Below are 21,908 nucleotides of genomic sequence, written 5' to 3'. Positions count from 1 at the left end.
GTCCCGCTTCCTGCGGCCAAAGCACGGCGCGCAACGCTTGCGCCGATGGGCCTCGCGTGGCACACACCGCGCCATTCCCGCCCCTTCAAGAGCACGCCATGACCGCGCCCGCGCCCAAGAAAGTCGTTCTCGCCTATTCCGGCGGTCTCGACACGTCGATCATCCTCAAGTGGCTCCAGACCACCTACAACGCCGAGGTGGTGACCTTCACCGCCGATCTCGGCCAGGGCGAGGAGCTCGAGCCCGCACGCCGCAAGGCCGAGATGATGGGCTGCCGCGAGATCTACGTGGAAGACCTGCGCGAGACCTTCGTGAAGGACTACGTCTTCCCGATGATGCGCGCCAACGCGCTCTATGAAGGCGTCTACCTCCTCGGCACCTCCATCGCGCGCCCACTGATCGCCAAGCGCCAGATCGAGATCGCGCACGAGACCGGCGCCGACGCCGTTGCCCACGGCGCGACCGGCAAGGGCAACGACCAGGTCCGCTTCGAGCTTGGCTATGCCGCCCTCGACCCCGCGATCCGCGTCATCGCGCCGTGGCGCGACTGGGAGTTCAAGTCGCGCACCGACCTCATCGAGTTCGCGAAGCTGAACCAGATCCCGGTGACGAAGGACAAGGAGGGCGACGCGCCCTTCTCCGTCGACGCCAACCTCCTCCACTCCTCGTCCGAGGGGAAGGTGCTCGAGGACCCGGCCGTCGCGCCGCCCTCGATCGTCTACCAGCGCACGCTGAGCCCGATGGAGGCGCCCGACAAGGCGACCGAGATCGCGATCGACTTCAAGGAAGGCGACGGCGTCGCGCTGAACGGCGAGGCCATGAGCCCGGCGACGCTGCTGACCGCGCTCAACAAGCTCGGCCACGACAACGGCATCGGCCGCCTCGACCTCGTGGAGAACCGCTTCGTCGGCATGAAGTCGCGCGGCGTGTACGAGACGCCGGGCGGCACGATCTACCACGTCGCGCACCGCGCGATGGAGAGCCTGACGCTCGACCGCGGCGCCGCGCACCTGAAGGACGAGCTGATGCCGCGCTATGCGGAGCTGCTCTATAATGGCTTCTGGTTCTCGCCCGAGCGCACCATGCTCCAGGCCGCGATCGACACCTCACAGGCCGATGTCGAAGGCCGGGTGACGCTGACCCTCTACAAGGGCAACGTCATCGTGACGGGCCGTTCGAGCCCGAAGTCGCTCTACCAGGAGAAGATCGTCACGTTCGAGGACGATGCCGGCGCCTACGACCAGAAGGACGCGGCGGGCTTCATCCGCCTCAACGGCCTGCGCCTGCGCATCCTCGCCCAGCGCGACCGCTGATCGAGCGGGCGCGGGCGGCCTTTCGCCGGTCTGCGCCCTACTCCACCACGACCCCGGCCGCCGCGAAGAGGGCGTCCGCGGTGACGATGCCGACAAGGCGGCGCGCCCCGCCCTCGGTGCGGAAGACCGCCATCGCCCCCTCGGGCAACCGTGCATCCGGGAACGGGTCGCCCGTCACCATTTGCAGCGGAATCCGGTGGCCGACGAGGAGGAGATTTTCGCCCGCGGGCGGGGTCTCCGACAGGAGCCGGTCCGTCGCGCGCAGCATCGCGCCGAGCGCCGCCCCGGCATACTCGTCCGCGACGATCTCCATGCTGATTTCGAACCCACCCTCCCCGAACGCGAGCGCGGCGGTGTCCGTGGCGCGATAGACGGGGCTCGCGAGGATCCGCGTGAAGCGGATGTCGAGCGCGGCGAAGGCCTCGCCCAACGCCCGCGCCTGCCGCCGGCCCGCTTCGCTGAGATTGCGCTGGCCGGGCCGGTCGTAGAGGCGGCCGGTGTCGATCTCGTCCTGGTTCGTGGCGGCGTGGCGCAGGAAGATGACCGCGCCGCCATCGCGCATCGCGTCGATCGCCGGTGCAGGCTCGGCCGACGCGCCGCCCGCCCACAGGGCGAGGCAGAGCGCGAGGGCGCGGATCATTCGGTGATGATCTTCACGAGGTCGCCGGAGACGAGGTCGCGATCGTCGCCGAGGCCGTTCAGCGTCTCGAAGAGCGGGATCTTCATCGGATCCTCCACCCCGTACATGCGCATGGCGAGCGTCTCGGCCGTCTCGTTCGGACGGACCGGGATCACGCGGATGCGGAGCGGCCGCATCGAGGCGCGCTGCGAGGGCGACAGCAGGCGGAAAGAGTTGATGGTGTTGCGGAACGCCTCCTCGTAGGCCGAGGCGGGCTTCGACGAGGCGAAGATGAAGCGGTAGACCCGCTGCGGCCCGCGAATCACCGCGATGCGGAAGGACCACCCCTCGACGAGGGCGGAGGCGACCGCCGCGTCGAGCCCGCCGATCCGCTCGGTGCGGATCGAATCGTCGATGAGCCCCTTCACCCAGCCCGAGCGCAGATAGTCGGAGAGCGAGGTCGCGTCCGGCACGCCGACCGCGTCGAAGCGGATCGCGGTGTGGGCCCCGTCGGTCGCGAGCACGGCGGCGGAGGTGTTCTTGAGGACGTAGTTCTCCGGCACCGTGAAGGCGATGCCGAGCTCGACATGGGCGAACTCGCGGCCGCGCACGAAGCCTTCGCGCGGGTCGTCGCCATAAAGCGTGCCGTCGAGCGTGCGCAGATAGGTGTTGCGCGCCGTGCGGCCGATCCCCGGTGCGCCATAGGCGCGGGCGGCGCGCTTGGCGTGGTCGACGCGCGCGGGGGTCGACGGGTGGGAGGACAGGAAGCCCGGGCCCTCCTGCGTCGCCGCGTTCAGCGACGGCAGGCTCGCGAAACGGGCCATCGAGGTGAGGAAGCGCGAGGCCGCGAACGGGTCGAAGCCGGCCGAGGCGAGCGTCTTCACGCCGATCTCGTCGGCCTCGAATTCCTGCTGCTGGCTGAAGGTGGCGAGGCTGATCTCGGCCGTCTCGCGCGTGTCGGCGCGGATCGACGGGTCGGACACGACGTCGCTCACGCGCTTGGCGAGCGCGGCGGCCTGGGCCTGGCGCTGGCGCAGGCGCGCATGGTCGGCGGTGACGTGGGCGATCTCGTGCGCGATCACGGCCGCGAGCTCGCTCTCGTCGTTCGCGAGCGCGATGAGGCCGCGCGTGACGTAGAGGTCGCCCGAGGGGAGCGCGAAGGCGTTGATCGCCGGCGAGTTGAGGATCGTCACCCGCATCGTCCGCTCCGGCTGGGCGGAGGCCGCGACCAGACGGTTCACGAGGTCGGTCACGGCGACCTCGATCTGCGGGTTGGAGTAGACGCCGCCATAGGCGCCGATGAGCTTCAGATGCTCCTCGGTGCGGGGCGGACGCGGGGCCGTCGTCTGCGCGACCTCCGCCTGCGGCGGCTGGGCCGTGGTCAGAAGCGGCTTCTCGCCGACGGAGCCGCCACAGGCTCCGAGCGCGAGAGTGATCGAGAGAGCTAGAGCCCGGAGCTGTCCCGCCGCTCGATCTGAGCGGGATGCTCGACTCGGATCAAGCCGCCGTTCCACGCTTCCAACACACCCCTAATCCGAACGCTTTCGCCGGCAAGAGCCGCTAGTTCGCTCCCCCACCCGCTGGCGTCAGCCCGGCGGATGATGGCGGTAAAATCGGTCCGGAAGTTTTCACCAAAGTTTAGATATAACGTTCGCTTCGTCTCACCGACGCTCTTGACCGTGCCGCTCACCAGTGCGTACTGGCCGGTATACCGGGTGAGATCGGCCCGTGCTGCGTCGAGCACGGATTCCGGACGTCCCCAGAGACCGAAGCCAGCGGTTTCTGCCGCCCGCTCCGCCGCGAAAAGCGATGTCAGACACCCTTCCGAAATAACAGTCGGGTCGACGAACGCAAGGCCATTGAGCACGATCTGTTCGCGAAGACTTGCCCCTGTGTCTTTGACGACAATATCGGCCTGAAGTCGTCCGTACCGATCCGTCGGCGCGCCCCGAACGGGCCGCAAGAGGAGGGTGCCGGGACCGGCCTCCTCAAGGACAACCCTCGCGCGTGCCGCGAGCTTTTCGGATTCGGCGATGCGGATATCGGCGAGCCGGACGGCCCGTCCGTCGGTGAGTTGAAGCGCCTCGCGGCCGTCGATCGCGGCGATTTCGACCGGCTCATCCGCCTCGAAACAGGGCTCCGCGGCGGCCGGGGCGGCGGCGAGGGCGATGGCTGCGACGATCCGCGCCATCATGCCGGGCTGGCGCCGACGGATCGAATGGGGAACGGGGCGCGCGCGGAGCCGGTTCGAGCGGTCCATCGCGCGGGGCGCTCAGCGCGTCGGAACCGGCTCCTCGCCGCGATAGTCGTAGAAGCCGCGTCCGGCCTTCCGGCCGAGCCATCCGGCCTCGACATACTTCACGAGGAGCGGGCAGGGCCGATATTTCGAATCGGCGAGGCCATCGTGCAGGACCTGCATGATGGAGAGGCAGGTGTCGAGGCCGATGAAATCGGCAAGCTGGAGCGGGCCCATCTTGTGGTTCGCGCCGAGCCGCATCGCGGTGTCGATCGCCGTGACGGAGCCGACGCCCTCATAGAGGGTGTAGATCGCCTCGTTGATCATCGGCAGCAGGATGCGGTTGACGATGAAGGCCGGGAAGTCCTCGGCCACCGCGTAGACCTTGCCGATCCGCTCCACGAAGGTGGCGGCGACGGCGAAGGTCTCGTCCGCGGTCGCGATGCCGCGGACCAGTTCCACGAACTCCATCACCGGGACGGGGTTCATGAAATGGATGCCGATGAAGCGCTCCGGCCGGTCCGTCGCCGCCGCGAGGCGGGTGATGGAGATGGAGGAGGTGTTGGTGGCGAGCACCGCCTCGGGCTTCAGGAGAGGGCAGACCTGGGCGTAGATCTTCCGCTTGGCCTGCTCGTTCTCGGTGACCGCCTCGATGACGAGGTCCACCTCGGACAGTTCGTCGACATTTGGCGCCGCCGTGATGCGCTCGACCGCGGACTTGCGCGTGTCGTCGTCGATCCGGCCGGAGGAGACCTGACGCGCCATGTTGCCGGTGATCGTCGCGAGACCCGACTGGATCCGCGACCGGTCCACGTCGTTCAAGAAGACGTGGTAGCCCGCGAGCGCGGCCACATGGGCGATCCCGTTGCCCATCTGGCCCGCACCGATCACGCCCACGCTTTTGATGTCGCTCATGAAGGCCGCCGTTTTGGACGCGTATTTGTCGTCGATGAAGCCCGCCTTGCCGGGCACGTCAAGCCTAGCAACATGCGTCGCCCGCCGCGACTGGCGATCGCGGCGGGTCTCGGTCAAGACGCGCGCTTTTTGATTTCGCCCTCGAGCTCGGGCACCAGCGTGAAGAGGTCGCCGACGAGGCCGTAATCCGCGACCTGGAAGATCGGGGCCTCTTCGTCCTTGTTGATGGCGACGATGACCTTCGAGTCCTTCATGCCGGCAAGGTGCTGGATCGCACCGGAGATGCCGCAGGCGATGTAGAGCTCGGGCGCCACGACCTTGCCGGTCTGGCCGACTTGCCAGTCGTTCGGCGCGTAGCCCGCGTCGACCGCGGCGCGCGAGGCACCGATGGCCGCGCCGAGCGCGTCGGCGAGCGGCTCGATCACCTCATGGAACTTCTCGGCCGAGCCGAGCGCGCGCCCGCCCGACACGATGACCCGCGCCGCGCCGAGCTCGGGCCGGTCGCTGGTCGCGACCTCCTCGCCGACGAAGCTCGACAGGCCCGGATCCGCGACGGCGTCCACCGGCTTGATGGCGGCCGAGCCGCCCTCGCCCGCCGCCTGGAAGGAGGCGGTGCGGATGGTGAGGACCTTCTTGTCGTCGGTGGAGCGGACGGTCTGGATCGCGTTGCCGGCATAGATCGGGCGCTTGAACGTGTCCGCGCCCTCGACGGCCATCACGTCGGAGACCTGCATCACGTCGAGCAGCGCGGCGACGCGCGGCATGACGTTCTTGCCGGCCGTGCTCGCCGCGGCGACGAGCGCGTCATAGGACGGGGCGAGCGACACGATGAGGTCGGCCAGCGGCTCGGCGAGGCCGTGGGCGTAGGACCCGCTCTCGGCGGTCAGCACCGTCTCGATCCCGGCGAGCTTCGCGGCCGCCTCGGCGACGGGGCCGACATTCTCACCCGCGACAAGCACATGCACCGGCGCGCCGAGCGCCACGGCCGCCGACAGCGCCTTCGCCGTCGCGTCCCCCAAAGCGCCGCCAGCGTGGTCGGCGATCAACAACGTCGTCATGGTATCCTCCGCCGCGTCAGATGACGCCGGCCTCATTCTTCAGCTTGTCGACAAGTTCAGCGACCGACCCGACCTTCACGCCGGCCTGGCGCTTGCCCGGCTCGACGGTCGTCACGATCTCGAGACGGCGGCGGGGCGCGACGCCATAGTCGCCGGGCTCCTTCTGGTCGAGCGGCTTTTTCTTGGCCTTCATGATGTTCGGCAGCGAGGCGTAGCGCGGCTCGTTGAGGCGCAGGTCCGTCGTCACGATCGCCGGGAGCTTGAGGCTCACCGTCTGGAGGCCGCCATCGACCTCGCGCGTGACCTTCGCGCCCCCGTCCTCGATCACGACCTTGGAGGCGAAGGTGCCCTGCGGCCAGCCGAGAAGGGCGGCGAGCATCTGGCCGGTCTGGTTGCAATCGTCGTCGATCGCCTGCTTGCCGAGGATCACGAGGTCCGGCGACTCCTCGCCGACGACGCCTTTCAGGATCTTCGCGACGTCGAGCGGCTCGGGCGACTCCTCGCACAGGACGTGGATCGCGCGGTCGGCTCCCATCGCGAGCGCGGTGCGCAGCGTCTCGGACGCCTGCTTCGGACCGATCGACACCGCCACGACCTCGGTCGCCGTGCCGGCCTCGCGCAGCCTGAGCGCCTCTTCGACGGCGATCTCGTCGAACGGGTTCATGCTCATCTTGACGTTCGCGAGATCGACGCCGGTGCCGTCCGGTTTCACGCGGATCTTGACGTTGTAGTCGACCACCCGCTTGACCGGCACCAGGATCTTCATCGTCGTCCAACCTCTTGATTTCGAGCTCCGCGCGGCGCCGCGCGAAAGCCGGGGGACGCTATCGGCGCCCCTTGACGGTGTCAAACGCCGCGGCTCTGCCCCGGCACCCACAAAATATCGTCCGCGCCGCCCCGATTGGCGACCCGCGCGGCGACGAATAAGAAATCCGACAGCCGATTGATATAGCGAAGTGCGGCCTCGCCGACCGGCTCGTCCTGGGCGAGCTCGACCATGATTCGCTCCGCCCGGCGCGACACGGTGCGCGCGAGATGAAGCTGGGCCGAGAGGGCCGACCCGCCGGGCAGGACGAACGATTTCAGCGGGTTCAGCGCCGCGTTCAGCTCGTCGATCTCACGTTCCAGCCGGTCGACCTGGTTCGCGACGATGCGCAGCGGCTCGTAGGGGAGGTTCGCGTTCTCCGGCGTCGCGAGGTCGGCGCCGAGATCGAAGAGGTCGTTCTGGATGCGGCCGAGCATCGCGTCGAGGCGCGAATCGGGCCCCATCGTGCGGGCGCAGCCGATGACGGCGTTCGTCTCGTCGACGGTGCCGTAGCTCGCGACGCGCGTGTCGAACTTCTTGCGGCGCTCGCCATTGCCGAGCCCCGTCGACCCGTCGTCCCCCGTCCGGGTGTAGATCTTGTTGAGTGTGACCATCGTTATGTGTGTGTGTCAGCCCGAGGTGAAATAAAGAGCCGTCATCGCGATCACGATGACGATGAACTGGAGAAGGACTCGCATACGCATGAGGGCCTGCGAGCGGTTCGGCGAACCGCCGCGCATCAAATTCCAAAGGCCGAGCAGGAGCACCACGACCACGGCGCCCATCCCGACGACGGTAACGAACATCACGATCGGGGACATTTCGGGCCTTTCTCTCTCACTTTCGCCCCCCGCCCCGTGGGGAGGGAGGTGACACACGGCCGGCTCTCGCCCGGCGCCGGCATCACATGGCCGGACGCTGCCGGCCTCAGATCGCCTCTCCGCGCATCAGGCGCGGCACGTCACCCTCTACTCCAGCGGCCTCGCGCATGAACAGGGCCTTCAGACCCGCCCGCCGATCGACCAGACCGAGGCCGACCGACCGCATCGCCCGCGCGAGGCTCGATCGCCTAGAGAAGATAGTGTTGAGGCCGTCCATAGCGAGGGCCATCTGACTGGTATCTCCCCGCCGCATGCGCTCATATCGTGGCAAAGCGAGGGCGAGATCCTCCCCATTGCGCTCGGCCTCGGTGAGGATCTCGGCGAGGGCGGCGACGTCGCGGATGCCGAGATTGAGCCCCTGCCCTGCGAGCGGATGGATGACGTGCGCCGCGTCCCCGGCGAGGGCGACGCGCCCCGCATACCAGGAGCGGGCGAGCATCGCGGTCAGCGGGTGGGACTGGAGCGCGCCCTCCACCTGGAGACGGCCGAGGGAGAGGCCGAAGACGCGCTCGATCTCGATCCCGGCGAGCATCGGGTCCATCGCGACGAGGTCGGCCGCGAAGCTCGGCCGCTCGGTCCACACGATGGAGGAGCGGTTGCCGGTGAGCGGCAGCATCGCGAACGGGCCGTTCGGCAGGAAATGCTGGGTGGCGACGCCATGGTGCGGCTCGTCATGGGCGACGGTGCCGACGATGCCGGCCTGGTCGTAGGCCCGCTCCACGATGCCGATCCCGGCGATCTGGCGGATCTTCGAGCGCCGCCCGTCGGCCGCGACCAGAAGCTCGGCCCGGACCGTGCCGCCGTCGGAGAGGGAGACGGTCACCCCGGTCTCGTCCTCGTCATAGAAGGTGACGCTCGCGGGGGAGGTGTCGATGCCGAGCATCTCGCAGCGCGCGACAAGGGCCTGATGGAGGAGATCGTTCGGCACCATGTGCGCGAACGGGCTTCCCTCCACGTCCCCCTCGAAATGCAGGAGATCGGGGCGGATCACGTCGTCCGTCGCGCTGTCCGTGATCACCATGCGGTGCATCGGCTCCGCGCTCTCGGCGACGTGGGACCAGATGCCAAGGCGGCCGAAGAGGCGCCGGCTCGCGGCGACGAGCGCACTCGCCCGCGCGTCGCCCTGCGGCTCCGGCCCGGTGAAGAGCCGCACCGACAGGTGCGACTGCGAAGCGAGCGCCACGGCCAGCGTGCGCCCGACGATGCCGCCACCTGCGATGGCGATTGTGCGTTTCATCCGTCACCCTCCGACGGGACAACCGAGCGATGCGTTGCGCGTTCCCGGCATTCGTGACAAGTCCACATGAACCCTCACAAGCCCGTCGTTATCATGCGCCCAGCCGTTGCCGAACTCCTCGCTACACTCGACCTCGAACCTCTGGAGCGCAACCTATTCCGAGGCCGCAGCCCGCAAGTCGGCTGGCAGCGTGTCTTCGGGGGGCAGGTGATCGGTCAGGCGATCGTCGCCGCCAACCGCACCGTCGACAATCGGCCTGCCCACTCGCTGCACGGCTACTTCGTGCGGCCCGGCGATCCGGCCGTGCCGATCATCTATCAGGTCGACCGGGTGCGCGACGGGCGCTCCTTCTCCACGCGCGCGGTGCGGGCGATCCAGCACGGCGAGGCGATCTTCACGATGAGCGCCTCGTACCACCTGTCCGAGCCGGACGGCCTCTCCCACATGCACGCCCCTTTCCCGGACGTGCCGCGCCCGGAGGATCTGCCGGACGAGGAGTCGCTGCGCGCGATCATGATCGAGAAGGCCCCCGAGGCGGTGCGGCGCTATTTCGAGCGGGACCGCCCGATCGAGCTGCGCCCGGTCGAGCTCGGCCATTATCTCTCGCAGGAGCCGCTGACGCCGCTCCAATATGTCTGGGTGCGCGCGACGGACCGCCTGCCGGACGACCCGTCCGTCCACCAGGCCGTGCTCGGCTACCTGTCCGACATGACGCTCCTCGACACCGCCCTCTTCCCGCACGGCAAGTCCATTTTCGACCACGCGATGCAGATGGCGAGCCTCGACCACGCAATGTGGTTCCACCGCCCCTTCCGCGCCGACGACTGGCTTCTTTATGCAACCGACAGCCCGTCGAGCGCAGGCGCGCGCGGCTTCACGCGCGGCCAGATCTTCGACCGCGCCGGCACCCTCGTCGCCTCCACCGCGCAGGAAGGCCTGATGCGCGTGCGCTCGCGCTGACCGGCGACGACGCGGCAGAAATTGGTTAAATTGTGTCGGAAGCGGGATGGCGTTTGCCGGCCAAGGCGAATGCGTGAAAAAGAATCCGGGACAGCATACAAATCCAGGCTACCAATTGGACTTGTAATCGGCTTCTAAAGAAGAGTGGCGATGGGGTGCGTGCCGGGACTTTGGCGTTCGATCTGCGCAGCAGTGCGGGCGCGCGATCCGGCGGGCGCAACAATCGTTCATGCTCTTGTTATAGATGAAAATGCTTTCTTGCAACAAGGTGCTTTGGATAGCGATGGGAGATCGCATATAGGCACAGTCGAAGCGCGGGGCTTTTTCTGATGCTCCTGACAGGCGTCGCGTCGTCACTCGCGCAGATCGCAATTTATTACGGCGTCATGCTGACCCTCTTCCGCTACCGGCGGATGCTGGGAATCGGCACGTTCTTCTGCGCGCTGTGCGCCCTCACCTTCGCCGAGACCTACCTCGCCATCACGGTGTTCGTGACGGTCGGCCCGCTGTCGATCAGCCCCGGCTCGGTTCTGCTCTTCTCCGGCAAGCTGCTCCTGCTCCTCCTCGTCTATATTCGCGAGGACGCGGAGACGGTGCGGCAGCCGATCTACGGCCTCCTCCTCGGCAACCTCATCATCACCGCGATCGTGGTCGTCGTCTCGATGCAGCCGCAGACGTCGGGGATCCATCCGCAGGCCGTCACCACGATCTCCGAATCGGCGTGGCTGTCGATCTGGGGGACGTTCCTCCTCTTCGTCGACTGCATCGCGATGATCATCCTCTACGAGAAGCTGTGCCGCTTCAGGCTGCCGCTCGTCGCCTGCATCTGGATCACCGGTGCGACGATCCTGATCTTCGACCACATCGCCTTCTTCTCGGCGCTGAACATCTATTTCGGCGTGCCGCTCGGCGCGGCGCGCGACGGGCTGATCGGCAAGCTCGTCGCCTGCTCGATCTACTCGGCGATCCTGTGGGCCTATCTCCACTTCATGGAGCACCACGAGGTCGGGATCGGGCACGATCTGCGGGACGTGTTCGTCGCCCTCACCTACCGCCAGCGCTTCGAGGCGCTCGACATCGAAGCCAAGCTCGACGTCCTGACCGGCGCGCGCAACAGGCGGGCGCTGAGCCAGGAGGGGCCGCGCCTCGTGCGCGAGGCGATCACAGCCAACCGGCCGATGAGCGTCCTCGTCGTCGACATCGACGCCTTCAAGCAGGTGAACGACGAGTTCGGCCACGCGGCCGGCGACCGGGCGCTGAAATTCCTCGTCGACCTCGTGAAGGCGACCGTGCGCGACACGGACCCCGTCTACCGGCTCGGCGGGGACGAGTTCCTCGTCCTCCTGCCGGATGCCGCGCCGAAGGATGCGGCGCGGGTCGGGGAGGATCTGCGCCAGGCGGCCCGCACCGCCGCGATGCCGGAGAGCCCCTGGTCGCTGCGCATCAGCGTCGGCCAGGCGAGCGCGCCGGACGACGGGCGCGCGCTCGACGATCTCCTGGAGGCGGCCGACCAGCGCCTCTATGCCGGGAAGGCCCGCCGGCGCGGCCATTATCAGGAAATCCCCGCCCCCGCGAACTGAGACGAGCCGGCCAGACGGCGCGGGCTCAGCCCTTCGCGCCGCGCTTGCCCTTGCCGAGGAGCGGCGCGGCGTCGCCGTCGAGCGGCCAGCGCGAGCGCACGCGCTGGGAGGGGTCGGGCGCGACACCGCTCCCGACGCGCTCCAGCGCCGCATAGGCGATCATCGCGCCATTGTCGGTGCAGAGCGGCAGGGGCGGGGCGACGAAGGCCGCCCCCGCCTTCTCGGCCGCCCGCGTCAGCGCCGCGCGCAGCACCCCGTTCGCCGCGACGCCGCCGACGGCGACGAGGTGCCCGGCCGGCGCGCCCACCTTCTCGGCGAAGGCCGCGAGCGCCGCCCCGGCCTTGCGCTCCAGGAGCCGCGCCACCGCGTCCTGGAAGGAGGCGCAGATGTCGGCGATGTCCTGGTCGGTGAGCGGCTGGGCGCGCTCGGCGGCGAGACGCACGGCGGTCTTCAGCCCCGCGAAGGAGAGGTCGCAGCCCGGACGGTTGGCGAGCGGGGTCGGAAAGTCGAACCGCGCCGGGTCGCCGGAGCGGGCGGCCACCTCCACCGCCGGCCCGCCCGGATAGGAGAGGCCGAGGAGCTTCGCCGTCTTGTCGAACGCCTCGCCCGCCGCGTCGTCGATGGTGCCGCCGAGCCGGTGGTAGGCGTCGATCCCCTCCACCGCCACGAACTGGGCGTGTCCGCCCGACAGCAGCGCCACACAATAGGGAAAGGAAATCCCGTCGGTGAGGCGCGGGGTGAGGACGTGTGCCTCGAGGTGGTTGATCGCGGCGAACGGCACGCCCTTCGCCCGCGCGAGCGCCTTGCCGAAGGTCGCGCCGACGAGGAGCCCGCCGAGGAGGCCAGGCCCCGCCGTCGCCGCCACCACGTCCACCGCGTCGAGCGTCACCCCCGCCGCGTCGAGCGCCTCGCCCACCACGCGGTCGATCGTCTCACCGTGCGCGCGCGCCGCGATTTCCGGCACGACACCGCCATAGGCCTCGTGCAGGTCGATCTGGCTGAGGACCACGTTCGAGACGATCCGCGCCCGGCCGGGCACGCCGGTCACGACCGCGGCGGCGCACTCGTCGCAGCTCGTCTCGATCCCGAGGACGAAGGGTTCCGCCGCTGCGGCCGGTCGCCTATGCTCCACCTCTTGGTTCACTTCCTTGCTCTGGTCCGCTCTTGAACACGATACGCATCGGAACCCGCGGCAGCCCGCTCGCCCTCGCCCAAGCCGACATGGTGGCCCAGGCGCTGACCGCCAATGCCGGCATCCCGGCCGATCGGATCGAGATCGTCCCGATCAAGACGACCGGCGACCGCGTCCTCGATAGACCGCTTGCCGAGCTCGGAGGCAAGGGCCTCTTCACGAAGGAGATCGAGGCGGGGCTCCTCGACGGGACGCTCGATTGCGCCGTCCACTCGGGCAAGGACCTCGAGACGCTGCTGCCGGCCCCGCTCACGCTCGGTGCCTTCCTGCCGCGCGCCGACGTGCGCGACGTCTTCATCGGCCGCGGCGGGGTGCGCCTCGCGGACCTTCCGCCGGGCGCGACGGTCGGCACCGCCTCGCTGCGGCGTCAGGCGCTGGTGCGGCGCGAGCGGCCGGACCTCAAGGTCGACATCCTGCGCGGCAACGTGCAGACGCGCCTCGCCAAGCTGGAGGCTGGGGTCTGCGACGGGACGCTGCTGGCGCTCGCCGGTCTCGTGCGCCTCGGCAAGGAGGATGTCGCGACCGAGATCCTCGACACGACCCGCTTCCCGCCCGCCTGCGCGCAGGGCGCGATCGTGGTGGAGATCCGGCGCGACGACGACCGCATGATCGAGGCGCTCGCGAAGGTCACCGACCACGACACCGAGCACGCCGTCGCGGCCGAACGCGGCTTCCTCGCCGCGCTCGACGGGTCGTGCCGCACCCCGATCGCGGGCCACGCGACGATCGCGGACGGGCGCGTCCGCTTTTCCGGCCTCGTCGCGACCCCGGACGGCACGCGCATCGAGGAGATTTCGGGCGAAGGGCCAGTCGCGGAGGCGGCCGAACTCGGCTACGACTTGGGCAAGCGCTTGCGGACGCGCGTCGGCCCCTATTTTTTCGAGAGCTGATCCATGATTTTTCGTGTCGCCGTCACCCGACCGGAACCCCAAGCCAGCCAGACCGCGCAGCGGCTCACCGCCATGGGCTTCGAGCCCTTCATCGCGCCGCTCCTCCAGCCGGTGCCGGGCGACCCGCCGGGCACCGCGGACGGGATCGGCTCCATCGCGCTGACGAGCCGCACCGCGGCGGCGATGCTCGCCCCCCACACCGCCTTCCATCGCCTCCCGGTCTACGCGGTGGGCGCGGCGACGGCGGACGAGGCCCGCTCCAGCGGCTTCATCGACGTGATAAGCGCGGACGGCACGGCGGACGAACTCTTCGAGCATCTCTCCGGTGCGCCGGAGCCGATCGTCCACATGGCCGGCTCCGACCAGCGCGGCGACCTCGTGGAGCGCCTCGTCGCGGGCGGGCGCAAGGCCGAGCGGCGCATCGTCTACCACATGAAGCCGAACAAGACGCTCGAGGTCCCGCCCGGCCCGGTGAACGCGGTGCTTCTGTATTCGCCGCGCACGGCGAAGGTGTTCGCGCGCCGCGCCAAGGCGCCCGAATGGCAGGGCGCGACCTGCGTCGCGATGTCGGCGGCCATCGCCGAGGCCGTGGGCGACGGCTTCAAGACCGTCGTCTCGGCCGCGCCGAACCAGAAGTCGCTGATCGACGCCCTCCTCAAATTGCGCGACTCGGCGCAAGGATAGGATGAGGCGGCGGCGGCGAGAGGCGCGGGCAATCGCAACCGCCACCGATAGGCGGGGGGCGCCATGATCCGCGTCCTCGCGATCCTCGCCATCCTCTTCGTGCTGACGGCCGGCGCCGCCTTCCTCGCCGACCATCCGGGCGTCGTGCGCTATGACTGGTTCGGCGCGACGGGCGAATTGTCGACCTCCGAGGCGCTGGTCGTGGTGCTCGCGGCGTTCGTCGCGGTGATCTTCATCCTGGAATTGCTGCGGGCGGGCTTCCGTGCCCCGCGCCGCATCCTGAAACGCGCCGAGGCGCGGCGGCGGGAGAAGAGCTGGCAGGCGCTGTCCGACGGCCTCGTCGCCATCGCCGCCGGCGACGCGGCGGGCGCGGCGCGCGCCACGGCCATCGCGCGGCGGATCGCGCCCGACGAGAAGCTGACCGCCCTCCTCGCGGCGCAGACCGCGCAGCTCTCCGGCGAGCCGGGCCTCGCGCAGGAGCGCTTCCTCGCGATGACGCACAATCCCGCGACGCTGACGCTCGGCCTGCGCGGCCTCTCCATCGAGGCGGCACGCGCGGGCGACCATGCCGCCGCGCGCGCCCACGCCCGCGCCGCGAACGCCGCCGACCCCTCGCTCCCCTGGGCGGCCGCCGCCGCCTTCGACGCGGCCACCGCCGACCGCGACTGGCCCGGCGCCCTCGCCCTCAATGACGGGGCGCTGCGCCACAAGCTCGTCGACGCCGCGCTCCACCGCCGCCGCAAGGCCGTGCTCCTGATGGCGCGGGCGGAGGACATGCTGGCGACGAACCCGGAGGCCGCCCGCCGCGACGCGGTGGAAGCCCACCAGCTCGCCCGCAACCTCGTGCCCGCCGCGCTCCTCGCCGCTCGCCTCTCGGCCCCGCGCGCCCGGCGGCAGGCGGCCGCGATCCCGGAGGAGACCTACCGGATCGCCCCCCACCCCGACCTCTTCGCCGTGGCGCTGGACCTTGCCGAGAGCCAGAGCGCGGCCGACCGGCTGAAGCGCGCCGAGACGCTTGCCGCGACGCAGCCCCGGCACCTCGAAAGCGCGCTCGGCCTCGCGCGCGCCGCCCTCTCGGCGCGCGAATTCGCCCGCGCCCGCGCCGCCCTCGCTCCCTTCGCCGAGCGCCCGACCCAGCGCGTCGCCGTGCTGATGGCCGAGATCGAGGCGGCCGACACGGCGGACGAGGGGCGCGTGCGCGAATGGCTCGCCCGCGCGGTGCGCGCCGCGCGCGACCCGGCCTGGATCGCCGACGGCATCATCTCCGACCATTGGCAGCCGACATCGCCGGTGACCGGCGCGCTCGACCGGTTCGTCTGGGCCGTGCCAGACGGCGGGGCGGACGTCGCGCCGCCCATCGACCTCGCCGCGCTCGTCCCCGCCCGGCTGAAGCCGCCGGAGGAGGCGCGCCCCCTCCCCGGTCCGTCGGTCCCCGGCGCGCGGCCGTGGGGCGGAGAGAACTGAGGCCGGCCGCGCGGCTCAGACGTGCTGGCCGCCGTTCACGTGGATCTCGGCGCCGTTGACGTAGCTCGATGCGTCCGAGCAGAGGAAGAAGATCGCCTCGGCGACCTCCTTGGGCGACCCGAGCCGCCGCAGCGGGATGTCGTCGATCAGCGCCTCGGTGCCCGGCGACAGGATCGCGGTGTCGATCTCGCCGGGGGCGATCGCGTTGACGCGAATGCCGAGCGGGCCGAAATCGGCCGCCATCTCGCGCGTCAGCGCGGCAAGCGCGGCCTTCGAGGTGGCGTAGGCGGTCCCCGCGAAGGGATGGACGCGCCCGCCCGCGATGGACGAGACGTTCACGACCGAGCCCCGCGCCGCCTTCAGCTCCTTCACGAGCCCGCGCCCCAGCATGATCGGGGCGAAGAAGTTGACCTGGAACACCGCGCGCCAGAGGTGCATCGGCGTCTCGATGGAGTTGAGGCGCGTCCCGCCCTCTCCCTTCGGGCTGATCGCGGCGTTGTTCACGAGCGCGTGGAGGCGGCCGCCATTGGCGGCGAGACGGGCGCGGATGTCGGCGATGGCGGTGCCGAGCCCGTCCGGGTCGGCGAGGTCGAGCTGGATGTGGTCCTCTTCACCGGCCGGCCAGGGGCACTTGTCGGAGAAGGGATGGCGCGAGCAGGTGATGATGCGCCATCCGGCCTCCGAGAAGCGCTTGACGGTCGCATGTCCGATGCCGCGGCTCGCCCCGGTGAGCACAAGCGTCTTCCTGTCGTCCATGCGAGACCTCCGCGGTGAAGGGGGGATTTTAGTGCGCAATCCGGGCGCCGGTATAGCCGCGCGCCGGAACGCGCGGCCTCAGCCGTCGCTGGCGCGCTCTTCTACCCCCAGAGATCCCAGCCGTGCGAGGCGGTGGCGAAGAAGCTGCTCGGCTCGCCGTCCGAGACGTAGATGCCGAAGACCGTGTCGCCGACGACCGTGTTGCCGCTGGTAGCGGTCACGTCCTCGCCCGGATAGTCGATCGCGGTCCACTCCGCCTCGCCGAAGGTGCCGTCCCGATTGCGCGGGATGTGGGCGAAGAAGGCGCCCTCCGTGCCGTCCTCCAGGATGTAGTCGCCGGTGAGGTTGTAGCCGCCCTTCACGCGGGTGATGCCGTCGAAGTGGGAGATCGAGGCGTCGAGCGGCATGTTGTCGAACTGGAAGGTCGTGTAGTTCGAGAAGGTGTCGGTCTTGGCATTGTAATCGACGAGATAGCCCGCATCGAGGCCGCCGGTGTTGAGGTCGCTGAACCCGCCGGCGATCGTGTAGAAGTGGCTGTGGCTGCCGCCATTCTGCCAGATGCCGTAGGCGGTGACGCTGAGCGAGTCGCCCGGATTGAGGTCGATCCACTCGCCCGTCTCGACGTCGTGGATGAAGGCGTTCCCGGTGAGGAGCCCCGTGTCGTAGTTGCCGACGACGATGTCGCCCATCGTGCTGTGGGCGATGGTGTTGAGGAGCGTGTCCCCCTGCGCGACGAGGGCGGTCGCGTCGATCTGGGTCCAGGTGCCGCCCACCCCGTCGATCGGCCCCTCATAGATCATGCCGTGATCGGAGTTCGGGGCGGCCGTGTCCTCGGCATATTTGTAGCTGCCGACGGCGCGCACGTTCCCGACGCCGAGACCGTGGTCGAAGAGGAAGGTGTTCGGGCCGTAGAAGGTCGAGCTCGTGACCGTCTGCCCCTCGAAGACCGGGGTCAGCACGTTCCAGTCGCTGGCGTCGGCCGTCTCGAGACCGTCGATCGTGCCGCGATAGAGCGCGGCGCTCGTGACCCCGTCATCGATGTAGCTCGCGGTCAGGACGACCGTGTCGTGGATGAGGCGCGCGGGGCGGACGCCGGTCACGATGATGCCCGGCGCGCCGAACGTCGTGTATTCGAAATCCAATTCCTTCTCGTGGTGCCAGGCGGGCCAGTCGACGTCGAACTGGTGCGTCAGGATGGATTTGGCCACCAGAACCGCCATCGCGAACGTCGGATCGATGGCGAGGGAACTGTTGGAATCAAGCATTTTAAGGATTCCGCCTTTAGTTAAGCGTGTTTTTACGGGACGTTTTACGCGGAACCCTTAGGACAATACCCTCTCGCCCCCGGGCGGGGCGGTATTTCCGACCTGTTTAACATCAGGTGATATGGCGCCGACTGAACTCCAGCACGACGCTCGGCTGGACTGTCAAGGGCAAAGTCGGGCCGGCAACTGTATTCTTGCCGCATGCCCCCGGCGCGCGAATCCGCGGCCGCCGAGCCCGGTCCTCACGCGGGGAGGACGAGATCCCGCGCGACGACCCAGACCCCGGCGAGGACGAGCGCGACGCCCGACACCTTGGTGAGCCAGGGCCGGCCGGCCGACAATTTCTCGATGCCGACATAGATCGCGATGCCGGCGATCCAGAGGAGGTTCATGATCCCGCCCACGAAGAGGAGCGCCATCAGGAACCAGCAGCAGCCGAGGCAGAAGAGCCCGTGCTCGGCCCCCATGCGGAAGGCGCCGGCGGGGCCGCGCCGCCAGTGATGGATGAGGAAGGTGAGCGGGCTCTGGCAGTGCCTGAGGCAGACTTCCTTGTAGGGCGTGAGCTGGTAGAGCCCGGCGGCGATCAGCACTCCGGCGGCGATCGGCGCGCTGACGATCTCCATCATGCCGGTCACCGTGCCAAGCCGCTCCAGCGCCCATTGGAGGGCGGTCGCGATCGCGCTGAAACCCGCCCAGACCGCGAGGTAACCCGCGAGGAAGATGGAGGCCGAGGCGTAGGGGGCGCTCGTCGCCGCGCGCTTGCGGGCAAGGCTCGCATAGAGGAGGACCGCCGGCGCCGCGCTCGGCACCATCATGGCGACCATCATCACCCACCACATGAGGAAGACGAGGAGCGCGTAGGACGGCGTCCACGTCGCGGTCCGCATCATCATGTGCGGCATCTCGATGGCCATGCGGGTCATCGTGATCGCCGACATGGACATGCCGACACCGAGGATGGTGTAGGCGGCCGCGAGCGCGACGACGGCCGAGAGGCCGCCGAGCACGATGAGGCGGTCCCGCTTGAGGACCGTCTCGAGCGGCGTCGCCTCGGTCACGGGCGCGGCGATACCGGGCAGGACCCGCTCCGCCTAGGCCGCCCAGGAGAACGGCGCGAAGTGGCCGTTCCGCGTGCCGGTCGAATCGTCCCACTCGATGCCGAATGCGTGGAACTTGCTCTTGGTGGCGCGCGCGAGGGCGAGCGTCGAGTTCACCGGGTGCGGCACGTTTTCGAGCATCATCGGCCCGCCGGTCGGGAGCGCGGTGATGGCGGCTTCGATCGCCTGGTCCACGAGCTCCCCGGCTTCCACGGCGTAGGTGTTGCCGTCGGACTTGAAGCTGATCGGACGGCGCTCCATCCCGGCGACCTCGCCGACGAGCGGCGCCAGCGCCTCCATCGGCCCGCCCGCTGCGCCGGTGGCGATCTCCGCGATGGCGGCGGCCTGCGGGTCGGACGCGTTCTCGTCGACGATGAGGCCGACCTTCATGTTGCCGTCACCCATGGCGCCGGGCGAATGGAGGAGGAGGATGAAGGTCACGCCGCCGAGATCGACCCCGTCCTTCTCGCCCTTCTTGATCCGCATCGCGATCGCGGCCTTGCAGTCGCCCTCGGTCGGCGTCGCCGCGAGATTCGATGTGATGCAGGGACACACGAAGCTGCAATTGCAGGTCTCCATGTAGTCGCCTTCGATATGCCAACCGGCCATGCCCCTCGCCCCTTTGTTCCACCCTATTACAGCGGAGGATAGCACAAGTTCGGCGGATCGTCTTTCCAGAGAGAGACTGATCTAGCGGAACGTCTCCACTTTCAATGTATTCGTTTGATATTTCGGCAATAGCGTACCGGATCGATCCAAAGCGATACTCTGCGCGCCAGCATAGGCATCGATGCGAGAATGTTGCGGGACTCGGGACGCTCGGGCCGATGATCCGTCGCGACACGCGCGCGGGACGGTCTCCGGCGGCCAGATCGGGGAATTCGCATTCCTGACGCAAAAAGCACAGGGATCCGGTGGAAATTCGGGTAGTATCCGCCGGTCTTCGTCTTGCAATGGATCGCTCACGGGCTGTGTCGGACATCATCATTACCGTCCCGGCGGGAACGCCGACGGACGAGATCTCACGAATCCATGCGATCTTCCCCGACGCGAGCTTCGTCGCCCCAAAGGCGGCGGCCGCCAGTCCGCCGAGCCTCGACGATGCGTTCGTCGCGGCCGCCACGGCCGCGAAATCCTTCCCCGCCGAGCTTGCCAGCGCGTTCGCGGCGGCGGGCGGGCCCATCGTCATCGTCTACATGGCGATCGCCCTCGTCGCGGGCGCGATCGCGGAATGCGCGGTGCGCCTCCTCGCCATGAAGGGCTTCGGCGGCGGCCTGCCCCGGCGCGACCTCGGCCGGCTGCACGACCGCGTCCCACGGGCGGCGCGCTTCCTTGCGAAGCGGCTCGTCGCGCTCGTCGTGTTCCTCGTCGTCGCGGTGCTCGTCGGGCGGATGCTGCCGCTCGGCGAGGAGGGGCGCCATCTCGCCCGCGCCGTGGTCATGGCGATCTTCTTCGCCCGCATCCTGTGCCTCTTCGTGGAGCTCAACACCGCCCCCAACGCGCCCGAGCGGCGGCTGATGGGGCTCACCGACGACGAGGCGCGCGTCGTCCACCGCGCCGGCCTCTGGCTGGCGGTCGCGGTCGGCATCATCGGCACGCTGCGCGGCGTCATCACGATGGCGGTGGGGCTCGAGCCGTCCGGCGCCCTCGCGCGGCTGGTGCTCGCGGTCGCGCTCGGCATCGTCACGATCGCCTTCTTCGCGGCCGTCCGCGCCCCGCTCGCGAGCCTCATCGGCCGCGCGCTCGCGGGACGCGGCGAGGCGAAGGGGGACTGGGGGACCCGCCTCGCGCGGCGCACGATCACCCTCTACATCCTCTTCGTCGTCCTCGACGTGACGGTGAAGTCGCTCGGCGCGCTCGGGCTCCTCGGCGTCGCGGCGGCGTCGGGTGCGGGCTCCACCGTGTTCCTGCTGGTGCTCGCCCCGCTCGTCGTCGCGGGCCTCAGGATCTGGGTCGAGGAGCTCGACGAGCACGACAAGACCCCGGCCCTCCTCGCCGGCTTCGCGCTCGCGGAAGGTGCGGTCATCGTCGGCGTCGCGGCGCTCCTCTTCGCGGCCTGGGGGATCCAGCCCTTCGGCGAGACCGAAGCGACCGGCTTCGCCGCCGTGGTGCCGCACGTGATGGAGGCGGCGGTCGTGATCGTCGTCGGCTTCGCGGTGTGGCGCGCGGTGCTCGGCATTCTCGGCGAGGCGCGGCCCGCCGGGGCGCACGGCGCGCACGGGGGCGGGACCGCCGAGCACGGCGAGATGGGCGGCGCCGGCGACCGGATGAACACGATCCTGCCGATCCTGCGCGGCTCCGCGCTGACGCTGATCGTGCTCGTCACGCTCTTCACCGCGCTCACCTCGCTCGGCGTCAACGTCGCGCCGCTCATCGCCTCGGCCGGCGTCCTCGGCCTCGCGATCGGCTTCGGCGCGCAGACGCTCGTCACCGACATCATCAGCGGGCTCTTCTATCTCTACGAGGACGCACTGCGGGTCGGGGAGTTCATCGAGACCGATTCGGGCTCCGGCGCGGTGGAGCGGATCTCGTTGCGCTCGGCGACGCTGCGCCATCCGCGCGGCGCGATCGTCACCGTCCCCTTCTCCAAGATGGGCACGATCAAGAACAACAGCCGCGACTGGGCGGTGATGAAATTCTCCTTCCGCGTCCCGGCCGACACCGACGTCGAGATGGTGCGCAAGCTCGTCAAGAAGGTCGGCGAGGAGATGGCGCAGGATCCGGACCTGAAGGACAAGATCATCGCGCCGCTGAAGTCGCAGGGCGCGGTCTCCATCACCGGGCGCAGCTTCGAGATCGGCTGCAAGTTCACCGCCGTTCCGGGCCAGCAATTCACCATCCGCCGCACCGCCTTCGCGATGCTCCAGCGCGCGCTCAAGGAAAAGGGCGTGTCGCTCGCCGGCCAGGATCTCGACGTGTCGCAGTTCGGGCTCGCGCCGCGTCCGCCAGCGTGACC

At 69.4% G+C, this 21,908-nt stretch carries 21 protein-coding genes; 7 read left to right on the top strand and 14 right to left on the bottom strand.

Going from position 1 to position 21,908, the window contains the following annotated elements; genetic code table 11:
* The first annotated feature begins 98 nt into the window (after nt 1-98).
* Nucleotides 99-1,313: an argininosuccinate synthase gene (locus DBV35_RS20605; protein ID WP_108662263.1), complete on the top strand. Its 1,215-nt coding sequence runs from the start codon at nt 99-101 to the stop codon at nt 1,311-1,313.
* A 37-nt stretch (nt 1,314-1,350) separates the two neighbouring features.
* Here DBV35_RS20605 and DBV35_RS20600 read toward each other — a convergent pair whose 3' ends face one another.
* From DBV35_RS20600 to DBV35_RS20560, 9 genes are all read right to left on the bottom strand, one after another.
* Nucleotides 1,351-1,953 (bottom strand): histidine phosphatase family protein, encoded by a 603-nt coding sequence (locus DBV35_RS20600; protein WP_108662262.1) that lies wholly within the window; start codon nt 1,951-1,953, stop codon nt 1,351-1,353.
* The gene (locus tag DBV35_RS20595) at nt 1,950-3,446 is read right to left on the bottom strand and encodes a M48 family metalloprotease (RefSeq protein WP_245944012.1); all 1,497 of its coding nucleotides are present in this window, start codon (nt 3,444-3,446) and stop codon (nt 1,950-1,952) included. Before DBV35_RS20595 ends, DBV35_RS20600 begins: the two co-directional genes overlap by 4 nt.
* Nucleotides 3,377-4,192 (bottom strand): thermonuclease family protein, encoded by an 816-nt coding sequence (locus DBV35_RS20590; protein WP_108662261.1) that lies wholly within the window; start codon nt 4,190-4,192, stop codon nt 3,377-3,379. The genes DBV35_RS20595 and DBV35_RS20590 overlap by 70 nt, the downstream gene beginning before the upstream one ends.
* Nucleotides 4,193-4,204: 12 nt before the next feature.
* Complete coding sequence (locus DBV35_RS20585; protein WP_108662772.1) at nt 4,205-5,083, bottom strand: 3-hydroxybutyryl-CoA dehydrogenase; 879 nt, start codon at nt 5,081-5,083, stop codon at nt 4,205-4,207.
* A gap of 113 nt (nt 5,084-5,196) precedes the next feature.
* A complete protein-coding gene (locus tag DBV35_RS20580) occupies nt 5,197-6,141 on the bottom strand; it encodes an electron transfer flavoprotein subunit alpha/FixB family protein (RefSeq protein ID WP_108662260.1) in 945 nt (314 codons plus the stop codon).
* Nucleotides 6,142-6,157: 16 nt separating this feature from the next.
* Nucleotides 6,158-6,907 (bottom strand): electron transfer flavoprotein subunit beta/FixA family protein, encoded by a 750-nt coding sequence (locus DBV35_RS20575; RefSeq protein WP_108662259.1) that lies wholly within the window; start codon nt 6,905-6,907, stop codon nt 6,158-6,160.
* Between the two features lie 80 nt (nt 6,908-6,987).
* Nucleotides 6,988-7,560, bottom strand: coding sequence for a cob(I)yrinic acid a,c-diamide adenosyltransferase (locus DBV35_RS20570; RefSeq protein ID WP_108662258.1), 573 nt, complete (start codon nt 7,558-7,560; stop codon nt 6,988-6,990).
* Nucleotides 7,561-7,575: 15 nt separating this feature from the next.
* Nucleotides 7,576-7,767 (bottom strand): twin transmembrane helix small protein, encoded by a 192-nt coding sequence (locus tag DBV35_RS20565; RefSeq protein WP_108662257.1) that lies wholly within the window; start codon nt 7,765-7,767, stop codon nt 7,576-7,578.
* Nucleotides 7,768-7,873: 106 nt separating this feature from the next.
* The gene (locus tag DBV35_RS20560; protein WP_108662256.1) at nt 7,874-9,064 is read right to left on the bottom strand and encodes an FAD-dependent monooxygenase; all 1,191 of its coding nucleotides are present in this window, start codon (nt 9,062-9,064) and stop codon (nt 7,874-7,876) included.
* Nucleotides 9,065-9,157: 93 nt separating this feature from the next.
* Between DBV35_RS20560 and tesB the strand changes: the two genes are divergently transcribed.
* Nucleotides 9,158-10,024, top strand: coding sequence for an acyl-CoA thioesterase II (gene tesB / locus DBV35_RS20555; protein ID WP_108662255.1), 867 nt, complete (start codon nt 9,158-9,160; stop codon nt 10,022-10,024).
* 329 nt (nt 10,025-10,353) lie between these two features.
* A complete protein-coding gene (locus DBV35_RS20550; RefSeq protein WP_108662254.1) occupies nt 10,354-11,604 on the top strand; it encodes a GGDEF domain-containing protein in 1,251 nt (416 codons plus the stop codon).
* A 25-nt stretch (nt 11,605-11,629) separates the two neighbouring features.
* On the opposite strand, the gene tsaD is transcribed toward DBV35_RS20550, so the two are convergent.
* On the bottom strand, nt 11,630-12,748 hold the full coding sequence (gene tsaD, locus DBV35_RS20545) for a tRNA (adenosine(37)-N6)-threonylcarbamoyltransferase complex transferase subunit TsaD (RefSeq protein ID WP_245944011.1): 1,119 nt from the start codon (nt 12,746-12,748) through the stop codon (nt 11,630-11,632).
* A gap of 20 nt (nt 12,749-12,768) precedes the next feature.
* Here tsaD and hemC point away from each other — a divergent pair, with 20 nt between their 5' ends.
* The 3 genes from hemC (at nt 12,769) to DBV35_RS20530 (ending at nt 15,834) form a co-directional block, all read left to right on the top strand.
* Nucleotides 12,769-13,686, top strand: a complete 918-nt coding sequence (gene hemC, locus DBV35_RS20540) for a hydroxymethylbilane synthase (RefSeq protein WP_108662253.1) — start codon at nt 12,769-12,771, stop codon at nt 13,684-13,686.
* Nucleotides 13,687-13,689: 3 nt separating this feature from the next.
* On the top strand, nt 13,690-14,370 hold the full coding sequence (locus tag DBV35_RS20535) for a uroporphyrinogen-III synthase (RefSeq protein WP_108662252.1): 681 nt from the start codon (nt 13,690-13,692) through the stop codon (nt 14,368-14,370).
* 63 nt (nt 14,371-14,433) lie between these two features.
* Nucleotides 14,434-15,834 (top strand): heme biosynthesis protein HemY, encoded by a 1,401-nt coding sequence (locus tag DBV35_RS20530; RefSeq protein WP_108662251.1) that lies wholly within the window; start codon nt 14,434-14,436, stop codon nt 15,832-15,834.
* A gap of 15 nt (nt 15,835-15,849) precedes the next feature.
* On the opposite strand, the gene DBV35_RS20525 is transcribed toward DBV35_RS20530, so the two are convergent.
* The 4 genes from DBV35_RS20525 to DBV35_RS20510 form a co-directional block, all read right to left on the bottom strand.
* Nucleotides 15,850-16,590: an SDR family NAD(P)-dependent oxidoreductase gene (locus DBV35_RS20525; protein WP_108662250.1), complete on the bottom strand. Its 741-nt coding sequence runs from the start codon at nt 16,588-16,590 to the stop codon at nt 15,850-15,852.
* A gap of 101 nt (nt 16,591-16,691) precedes the next feature.
* Complete coding sequence (locus DBV35_RS20520) at nt 16,692-17,855, bottom strand: hypothetical protein (RefSeq protein ID WP_108662249.1); 1,164 nt, start codon at nt 17,853-17,855, stop codon at nt 16,692-16,694.
* A gap of 242 nt (nt 17,856-18,097) precedes the next feature.
* On the bottom strand, nt 18,098-18,913 hold the full coding sequence (locus tag DBV35_RS20515) for a DUF2182 domain-containing protein (RefSeq protein WP_211100016.1): 816 nt from the start codon (nt 18,911-18,913) through the stop codon (nt 18,098-18,100).
* A 33-nt stretch (nt 18,914-18,946) separates the two neighbouring features.
* Nucleotides 18,947-19,561, bottom strand: coding sequence for a DUF1326 domain-containing protein (locus DBV35_RS20510; protein ID WP_108662248.1), 615 nt, complete (start codon nt 19,559-19,561; stop codon nt 18,947-18,949).
* Nucleotides 19,562-19,923: 362 nt separating this feature from the next.
* On the opposite strand from DBV35_RS20510, the gene DBV35_RS20505 reads away from it, so the two are divergent.
* Nucleotides 19,924-21,906, top strand: a complete 1,983-nt coding sequence (locus tag DBV35_RS20505; protein ID WP_157961882.1) for a mechanosensitive ion channel family protein — start codon at nt 19,924-19,926, stop codon at nt 21,904-21,906.
* Nucleotides 21,907-21,908: the final 2 nt, after the last annotated feature.

The sequence above is a fragment of the Acuticoccus kandeliae genome (assembly GCF_003073115.1).
The sequence above is the reverse complement of the archived record's forward strand: the minus strand, read 5'-3'. Positions and strand labels throughout refer to the sequence as shown.

What these genes read in the sequence shown, in the direction of transcription:
- DBV35_RS20605 (WP_108662263.1), top strand. Translation starts at nt 99, where the DNA reads ATGACCGCGCCCGCGCCCAAGAAAGTCGTTCTCGCCTATTCCGGCGGT.
- DBV35_RS20600 (WP_108662262.1), bottom strand. Translation starts at nt 1,953, where the DNA reads ATGATCCGCGCCCTCGCGCTCTGCCTCGCCCTGTGGGCGGGCGGCGCG.
- DBV35_RS20590 (WP_108662261.1), bottom strand. Translation starts at nt 4,192, where the DNA reads ATGGACCGCTCGAACCGGCTCCGCGCGCGCCCCGTTCCCCATTCGATC.
- DBV35_RS20585 (WP_108662772.1), bottom strand. Translation starts at nt 5,083, where the DNA reads ATGAGCGACATCAAAAGCGTGGGCGTGATCGGTGCGGGCCAGATGGGC.
- DBV35_RS20580 (WP_108662260.1), bottom strand. Translation starts at nt 6,141, where the DNA reads ATGACGACGTTGTTGATCGCCGACCACGCTGGCGGCGCTTTGGGGGAC.
- DBV35_RS20575 (WP_108662259.1), bottom strand. Translation starts at nt 6,907, where the DNA reads ATGAAGATCCTGGTGCCGGTCAAGCGGGTGGTCGACTACAACGTCAAG.
- DBV35_RS20570 (WP_108662258.1), bottom strand. Translation starts at nt 7,560, where the DNA reads ATGGTCACACTCAACAAGATCTACACCCGGACGGGGGACGACGGGTCG.
- DBV35_RS20565 (WP_108662257.1), bottom strand. Translation starts at nt 7,767, where the DNA reads ATGTCCCCGATCGTGATGTTCGTTACCGTCGTCGGGATGGGCGCCGTG.
- DBV35_RS20560 (WP_108662256.1), bottom strand. Translation starts at nt 9,064, where the DNA reads ATGAAACGCACAATCGCCATCGCAGGTGGCGGCATCGTCGGGCGCACG.
- tesB (WP_108662255.1), top strand. Translation starts at nt 9,158, where the DNA reads ATGCGCCCAGCCGTTGCCGAACTCCTCGCTACACTCGACCTCGAACCT.
- DBV35_RS20550 (WP_108662254.1), top strand. Translation starts at nt 10,354, where the DNA reads ATGCTCCTGACAGGCGTCGCGTCGTCACTCGCGCAGATCGCAATTTAT.
- DBV35_RS20535 (WP_108662252.1), top strand. Translation starts at nt 13,690, where the DNA reads ATGATTTTTCGTGTCGCCGTCACCCGACCGGAACCCCAAGCCAGCCAG.
- DBV35_RS20530 (WP_108662251.1), top strand. Translation starts at nt 14,434, where the DNA reads ATGATCCGCGTCCTCGCGATCCTCGCCATCCTCTTCGTGCTGACGGCC.
- DBV35_RS20525 (WP_108662250.1), bottom strand. Translation starts at nt 16,590, where the DNA reads ATGGACGACAGGAAGACGCTTGTGCTCACCGGGGCGAGCCGCGGCATC.
- DBV35_RS20520 (WP_108662249.1), bottom strand. Translation starts at nt 17,855, where the DNA reads ATGCTTGATTCCAACAGTTCCCTCGCCATCGATCCGACGTTCGCGATG.
- DBV35_RS20510 (WP_108662248.1), bottom strand. Translation starts at nt 19,561, where the DNA reads ATGGCCGGTTGGCATATCGAAGGCGACTACATGGAGACCTGCAATTGC.